The sequence below is a fragment of the Nitrosomonas sp. genome (genome assembly GCF_022842015.1).
Taxonomy (GTDB): domain Bacteria; phylum Pseudomonadota; class Gammaproteobacteria; order Burkholderiales; family Nitrosomonadaceae; genus Nitrosomonas.
Genome location: NZ_JALHQJ010000108.1, coordinates 1 through 6102, shown reverse-complemented (window position 1 = coordinate 6102; position 6102 = coordinate 1). Strand labels below are relative to the sequence as shown.

Annotated in this window: 7 protein-coding genes and 1 other RNA gene; 1 reads left to right on the top strand and 7 read right to left on the bottom strand. The window is 43.7% G+C overall.

Annotation, left to right across the window (positions count from 1 at the left end; all coding sequences use genetic code 11):
* Window positions 1–305: 305 nt before the first annotated feature.
* The gene (locus Q0C11_RS14120; protein ID WP_293009047.1) at window positions 306–740 is read left to right on the top strand and encodes a DUF768 domain-containing protein; all 435 of its coding nucleotides are present in this window, start codon (window positions 306–308) and stop codon (window positions 738–740) included.
* Window positions 741–875: 135 nt separating this feature from the next.
* Here Q0C11_RS14120 and Q0C11_RS14115 read toward each other — a convergent pair whose 3' ends face one another.
* The 7 genes from Q0C11_RS14115 to ssrA all read right to left on the bottom strand — a co-directional run.
* Window positions 876–1145, bottom strand: coding sequence for a TfoX/Sxy family protein (locus tag Q0C11_RS14115; RefSeq protein ID WP_293009045.1), 270 nt, complete (start codon window positions 1143–1145; stop codon window positions 876–878).
* 866 nt (window positions 1146–2011) lie between these two features.
* On the bottom strand, window positions 2012–3100 hold the full coding sequence (locus Q0C11_RS14110) for a tyrosine-type recombinase/integrase (protein ID WP_293009043.1): 1089 nt from the start codon (window positions 3098–3100) through the stop codon (window positions 2012–2014).
* A complete protein-coding gene (locus Q0C11_RS14105; RefSeq protein WP_293009038.1) occupies window positions 3076–3264 on the bottom strand; it encodes a MerR family transcriptional regulator in 189 nt (62 codons plus the stop codon). Before Q0C11_RS14105 ends, Q0C11_RS14110 begins: the two co-directional genes overlap by 25 nt.
* Window positions 3261–3680, bottom strand: coding sequence for a hypothetical protein (locus Q0C11_RS14100; RefSeq protein ID WP_293009036.1), 420 nt, complete (start codon window positions 3678–3680; stop codon window positions 3261–3263). The genes Q0C11_RS14105 and Q0C11_RS14100 overlap by 4 nt, the downstream gene beginning before the upstream one ends.
* An 80-nt stretch (window positions 3681–3760) precedes the next feature.
* Complete coding sequence (locus tag Q0C11_RS14095; protein WP_293009034.1) at window positions 3761–3985, bottom strand: hypothetical protein; 225 nt, start codon at window positions 3983–3985, stop codon at window positions 3761–3763.
* 22 nt (window positions 3986–4007) lie between these two features.
* Window positions 4008–5696, bottom strand: coding sequence for a replication endonuclease (locus tag Q0C11_RS14090; protein WP_293009032.1), 1689 nt, complete (start codon window positions 5694–5696; stop codon window positions 4008–4010).
* A 137-nt stretch (window positions 5697–5833) separates the two neighbouring features.
* Window positions 5834–6102, bottom strand: a transfer-messenger RNA (tmRNA) gene (gene ssrA / locus Q0C11_RS14085); the annotation flags it as partial.

Here is a 6102-nt window from a genome sequence, read left to right as displayed (position 1 = left end):
ACAAAAAAGAGCATGCACAGAGAAATTCCGTTTGCGCGTGCCTGCCAATTCATCTCAAACCAGAATTTCTACTTGGCAGCGCATAACTGATCGCTGAATTTCTGAGTAAGCTCTATTTATAGTTACGATTCAATCAAACCACAGTACGCAGTTCCTCTACCGCTCAAATCTAAAGTATTCAGAAATAGAATTAAAAAAGCAATGACAATTGGCGGCATTGAAAAACTGGACTATTTGTCACCAGCACAATTTACGCAGCAATACTATGCAAATCTGCTTGTTGCTTAAACCGATGGACTCCATTTTTGACAGCACATATCAAAATAATACTGCACCACAGTATTGAATACTTCAATACTATGAAGTATTCTTGTATTTACTTGGACCGAAATATCGGTTGGATTATAGTGGCCCGAGAAACCGGCCCAGACTACAATGCAGGAGATAGGTGGGCAATCATGAGCATGCGATTCAATAAGTGGGCATCGAACTGGATCGAGGAAAACATCCCCCCCGGTGCCAATCCTGACATCGAGACCTACGAAGCGCGGGCAAAGCGGCTGATGAATGAAATGTACGCCGAGGCGACCGCGGTCAATTTCAGTGATTTCGAGATCAAAGAAGAGTGGTCGCGCATTGCGCCTCTAGTTCTGGCTGCGGTTTCGGACACCACCGAATTCGACGTCGATGCCTATGCGCTAAAAACACTACTGGCGAATGAGCATGAAGACGGCGACTGAGTCCCGCCATACGACTTATTCATATACTATAGTCTTTACCATCACATTCTTTCAATTGAACACTTCCAAACTCATTTCACGCAAGACATAACGTCAAAGATCACCGGCGCCAAAGGCGTCCGGTACATCGCCTTGTTAGCCGATTTGTGCCTTGAGCTGCTGTTTTCTGTACTCACCGATTTCATCCCAATGTTCGTCAGTCAAAGCTCCTTCAAATGAATACAGGTAGTAACAAACCGGCAATGTTTCATTCGGATACCTCTCCTTGATCATGCGATGTGCGCCAACAGCACCAACTCGCCTTAAATCGTATTCGGAAAATATCCCGACTTCATTCAACCGACCGGCAATTTTCTTGCCGATATTTCTGAGGTCTATGAGGCTCCTATTCCGAGATATAATCATCTCTGATATTCTTCGGTCGATTCAAAAGACTGAACAATGTCCAAATAAACCCCGTTCGGGTCTTGGATGCAGAAGTGGCGTTGATCCCAATCAACTTGATCGGCTTCAGACTTGGCTTTGCGTTTCGTATTGCGGTATCAGTCAGTGACATTGGGGTAACTCCTCTATACATGTTTGGAGTTACCCCGAAGAGTTGCCCCTGTTAATATGTGGATGCAATAGGATTATATTACCCAATAATGGACGCTGAATGCAATAAAAAACCCGCTATTACGCGGGTTTAAGGATCATATTGGATGTTATTGTGTTTTTAAATGGAGACGGCGGGAATCGAACCTTGATCTATATTTGATATATCAATCATTTATTGTTTACCTCAGCTATTTTTGTGTCATTTTGAAGTATTTCTACAAGTTTCAAAAATTTCTTCTAGTTCAGTTTAAGCTTATTTAATTAAACCATCAAGATAAGTTCATGCAATAATACATCTCCGTCTGATATCTAAAGATGGTAAACAATAAAGATTAGGAAAGATCGCTTCAATTAAAAAGCTGCTGATCAATCTTTCAATCTTATATGGAGTAATAAAATGACAAAAAAACTGACAGTTATATTAACTATACTAATGCTTGTATCACTGAGTGGTTGTGGTGGTTGGTTTCCGGCGTTTCCGTAGTATTAGCAATCTGCTTCTTGATTGTTGACAGTATGCAGAAGAATTGTTAGCAACCAACTGCTTAATATAGGAACTAAACAACTGTCGGCTAAAGCTGGTGGTTGTTTAATGAGCTTTTTAACTGAAACTATAATGAACCAGTGCCCAGATTTATCCGGCGTGGTGAGCCAAGCAGTGCTCAAACTAAGATTTACCTTTGTTTCTGTGGAATATATCGTCCATAGCTCTTTCTAATCTGCCCCCAATCCTTATGTCCCATTTCCTCTGCAACCTGCATGTGATGCTCACCTCTCGAAAGCATTGTTGAAGCAAAAGTATGACGGGTTTGGTAGGGATTGCGGTATTTAATGCCAGCTCGTTCCAGTGCCGGAATCCAAACCGTTTTGCGAATAGCTTGATCGTCTTTCCAAGGTTTGTTGTGGCGTGGATTATGAAAAACAGTTTCTTTTAGTTTTTCAGTGTAGGTTTGCTGACTGAGCAAAGCTTCTCTTGCTTGGGATTGAAGTGTGATTGTGCGCTCTCCTGACTTGGTTTTAGTGCCTTTTAAGTGATTTCTCACATTAGCAATCCGAACATGGATGTAGTTCTGTTCCAGATCAATATCCTTCCAGCGTAAGGCAATCAGTTCTGAAGTTCTGAGTCCCGTCCAGAACGCAAACTGAATCAGGTTTCTTTCTTGTCCTGCAAGCTCATTTAAAATACTGGCGACTTCGTTGGGTGTGAAGGGTTGGGGTTCTCGCGTATGGATCGGAAGATTCTTCACATGATCTAGAGGGTTTTTGGCGATAATCTCATCATGATACATTTCGTCATATAACTGGCGCAAGGGAATCATAATGTTGTTTTTGCGCTTGTTGGAACATGGAAGATCAGCTAACCATTCTTTAATTTTGAGTGCCGATAGTTCATCAATCGTAAGTTCGCCAAATGTTGGAATTAAGTGGTGATATATTGCGCTTTCATAATCGCGTAGTGTGCTTGCCTGGCATCTGGATTGGGCGCGCTGTAGCCAATCTTTCAAACCCTCGCGAATGGTGTATCGATCTGGACGGGTTTTGCGAAGTTCTTTCGCCTTTTTACTGAATGGAAAGTGTTTAAGATAATCAAAAGTTCCAGTTTTTATTTCGTACTTGATAGATTCCAGTTTAAGCGCCAGTTCCTTTTGTGCCGCTTTGGTTGGTGGAATAGGGATAGTTTCCCGACAGCGCACACCCTGATAAGTGAACGCGATCTGGGCGCTATTGCCGCGGATGGTTATGCCTCTTTGCCTTCTATCCATGCGTAAGCTGCTTTCATTTTGATGAAGACCCTTCCATTCGGTGCTTTTATCCAATGAATTTTTTCTCTCCACTGTCCTTTCTTTTTATATTGGCGTATAGCTTCAGGACTAAGACCTGTAAGTTCAGCAAATTTTTTAATGGTGACAAGATCGGAGTAAGTCATTTTTTCTCTTCCCCAGCATTATCGGCAATATGCTTGGTTACGTGCTTTTCTACTTCCCCTTGATTCTCGATTAAGCCTTTATCCTCCACTTTTCGTTTGCCCATCACCACAGCCCAGAAACTACCTATTTTTTGTGTGATGGCATAACCCACGCTTTTAGTTTCGCTGTATCCCGTTGTTTCCGGGCAGACATCCTGAAAATTAAGACCCAGGATTTTTTCATAACGGCGATAGGTCAAGGGATTATGAAGTATCTTAAGAACACGCCAGCCGAAGTATTGCCCCATAATCAAAGCACCTAGTGCGCTTTCCAGAGTCGTGCCAACACCCCTGAATTCTTTGATGTTCTTTAAAATAATTTGCTCTTGTTCCTCATTGAGGTTTAGATCAAACAGTTTTCTTTGACTGGTTTCCATAATAAATAGTGACTATGAGAGTATATAGTGACTCTTATAGTACGCTATTTGTTTTAATAGTAAATAGTATAAATGTCCTGCTAATTCAAAACAGTCACTTGGTTTTGAAATTCCTCTTTTGTGAATTGGCGCATCTCATCATGAAATTTGATTACAATCTCAATTTGATCGTTAAGCGTCAATATGCCGCAAATATGGCCGATTTGCGTGATGCTGTATTTTTTTCCGGATTCAGGCGAATCCTGTTTCAGAACAGCAAGCCGGTAGATTAAGGAAACCGCTTCTTCAAGATTAAATGTATTCATGATATTTATATTTTTACTTTTTTTAGTGTTGAGTTGGGTTTTCATGGTTAACCTTTTGAGGATGAAATGGGGTTGGTACAGTTATTGATACAAGTCCAAGGGAAACAGCTCCGGCGTGACATTGCGTGCGCTCGGCTTGCGCCTCGCTCCTTAATGTCACGTCCTCGCTGTCGACTTTGAAAAGCATCCAAACATGTTTACGTGTGCTATAGCTCGATCCTTTCCAAAGTATTCCGGATACGCGCAATGGAGCAGAATCGCCATAACGTCCAGTTGCAGGAGAATATACTTCACCATTCATTGGATTTAATCGCTTGCTCTCATCATAGAATGGTTTGATAGCATGGGAACGATGCGGAGCTTCAGGGTTTCCCATCGCCAGCATAAAGGCCGCCCAATCGCTGGCAGTCGCAGATTGACGGATGGTTTCAAGTTCGGGGTCGTCGGTTTGATTTAGCTTTCTTAATTGACGCCATACAGTCACGCTTGGGCCGCCGATTTGTTGGAATTGACGAATGCCCCAGGTATTTGCCCAAGCAGTAATGCGTTCGGAGGCTTTTACAGCATCATTGCCATATAAATCTTGATCGAGTGCGAAGCCGTCGATATTCTTGGAGATGTATTTGGCAATGTAGCCTACTGCCGTGCCTTTGGCTGGATCAATCGCTTCTGCTTTGAAACGGCGCTCTTGTGCCCCTGGTTCGTTGCCATTATCCAGAAGTGCGTAATGACGCATAACTTTCCTCACGGCTTCACGGTGTTTCTCCGGCATGAATAATAATAAGTGCCAATGCGGGGTTCCGTCGTGATGCGGTTCGACGACACGGAAGCCATAGGGTTGAATACCCTGACGATGCAATTCAGCGCGAATCAATGACCAAATATGAGTGAGATATTCATGCGCTTGTAGTACGCTGGTGCCGTCATAGCGTGGATTGGTTACGCCATGATGTAAACAGGCATGCATACGTGAAGGAGTGGTCACGGTATAGAATTCACCCACATGACCCAGATGATCGGCAACCATTTCAAAACCTCGGATACGTGTCATCAATTCAGCACGGCGAATCGCTGGGTTGGATACAGAGCGATCGGCTAGGTTCTGCAGGGAAAAAATCTCGCCGTTTTGGTTGCTTACAAAATTCGTGGCCAAATACAGACGATTTCTTTCTTTTTGTTTGCGCTTAGCATGAATGGTGTAGTCGCTGGCATAAGTGCCACGCAGGCGGCTAACCAGCTCGATATTTCTGGCAATGGTTTCAATCTTGCGTAGTCGCAATATTTTGATTCTGCGGAACCACCAGTGATGGCAGACCATCCGGTTCAGAGCCGGTTCCAGTTCTTCACCTTTGATGGATGGCCGCTTGACTTGATAGTGATCGACAATGCGCAAACAAGCCTGATAGGCATCAGAAGGAGATTTTGTGCGGTTACGTGCCAGATAACATTTTTCTGCATAGTGCTTGGCAGCATTGAGCAATTCTTCATGATCAGCGCATAGATTCAGATCCTCAATGCGCAGCTGATTATAAATATCTTGCAGATCGTGGTTTGCTTGCTCGAAACTTGAGCGTTCAGCCGTTTTGACATAATGAGCCGCCAAATCTCCGGCAATCGGGGAGAGTTCGCTGAAAATATGTTGCCGCATTCGACGGCAATTTTCTGTGCCATAGGCTGAGGTGTGAGTATCGGCAAAAACGACTTGTGGCAATTTTGTGTCATTTTTGTGCCACAACCGAGGCCTTTGGAGACCAACCGAGACTAATGGGGGATTTGTGAGACTGGAACTAAGACCCTGTTTTATATGGGTCTTAGTTGGTCTTGAGTGGTCTGGATTAGACCGTTTTTTGGTGGAGACGGCGGGAATCGAACCCGCGTCCGCAAGCCCTCTACAGACAGTTCTACATACTTAGCCATGTTATTTGATTTAACCTGGCAACCGCCAACTGGCAGGCTGATGACAGGCGAGTCACCTTGTGTTTAACGTTTTATAAAGTGACCCTATAGAACGCGATCCTCGTTAGTAACTCTGCTGTCTGTTGCCAGACCCGGCGTTGAGGCCCATCGGTGCAGAGGCTAGCCGAATTAAGCGGCTAAAGCGTAGTTTTCGTCGTTTG

Coding starts and splice junctions, on each gene's coding strand:
- Q0C11_RS14095 (WP_293009034.1), bottom strand. CDS start 3,985: ATGAATACATTTAATCTTGAAGAAGCGGTTTCCTTAATCTACCGGCTT.
- Q0C11_RS14110 (WP_293009043.1), bottom strand. CDS start 3,100: ATGGATAGAAGGCAAAGAGGCATAACCATCCGCGGCAATAGCGCCCAG.
- Q0C11_RS14115 (WP_293009045.1), bottom strand. CDS start 1,145: ATGATTATATCTCGGAATAGGAGCCTCATAGACCTCAGAAATATCGGC.
- Q0C11_RS14100 (WP_293009036.1), bottom strand. CDS start 3,680: ATGGAAACCAGTCAAAGAAAACTGTTTGATCTAAACCTCAATGAGGAA.
- Q0C11_RS14105 (WP_293009038.1), bottom strand. CDS start 3,264: ATGACTTACTCCGATCTTGTCACCATTAAAAAATTTGCTGAACTTACA.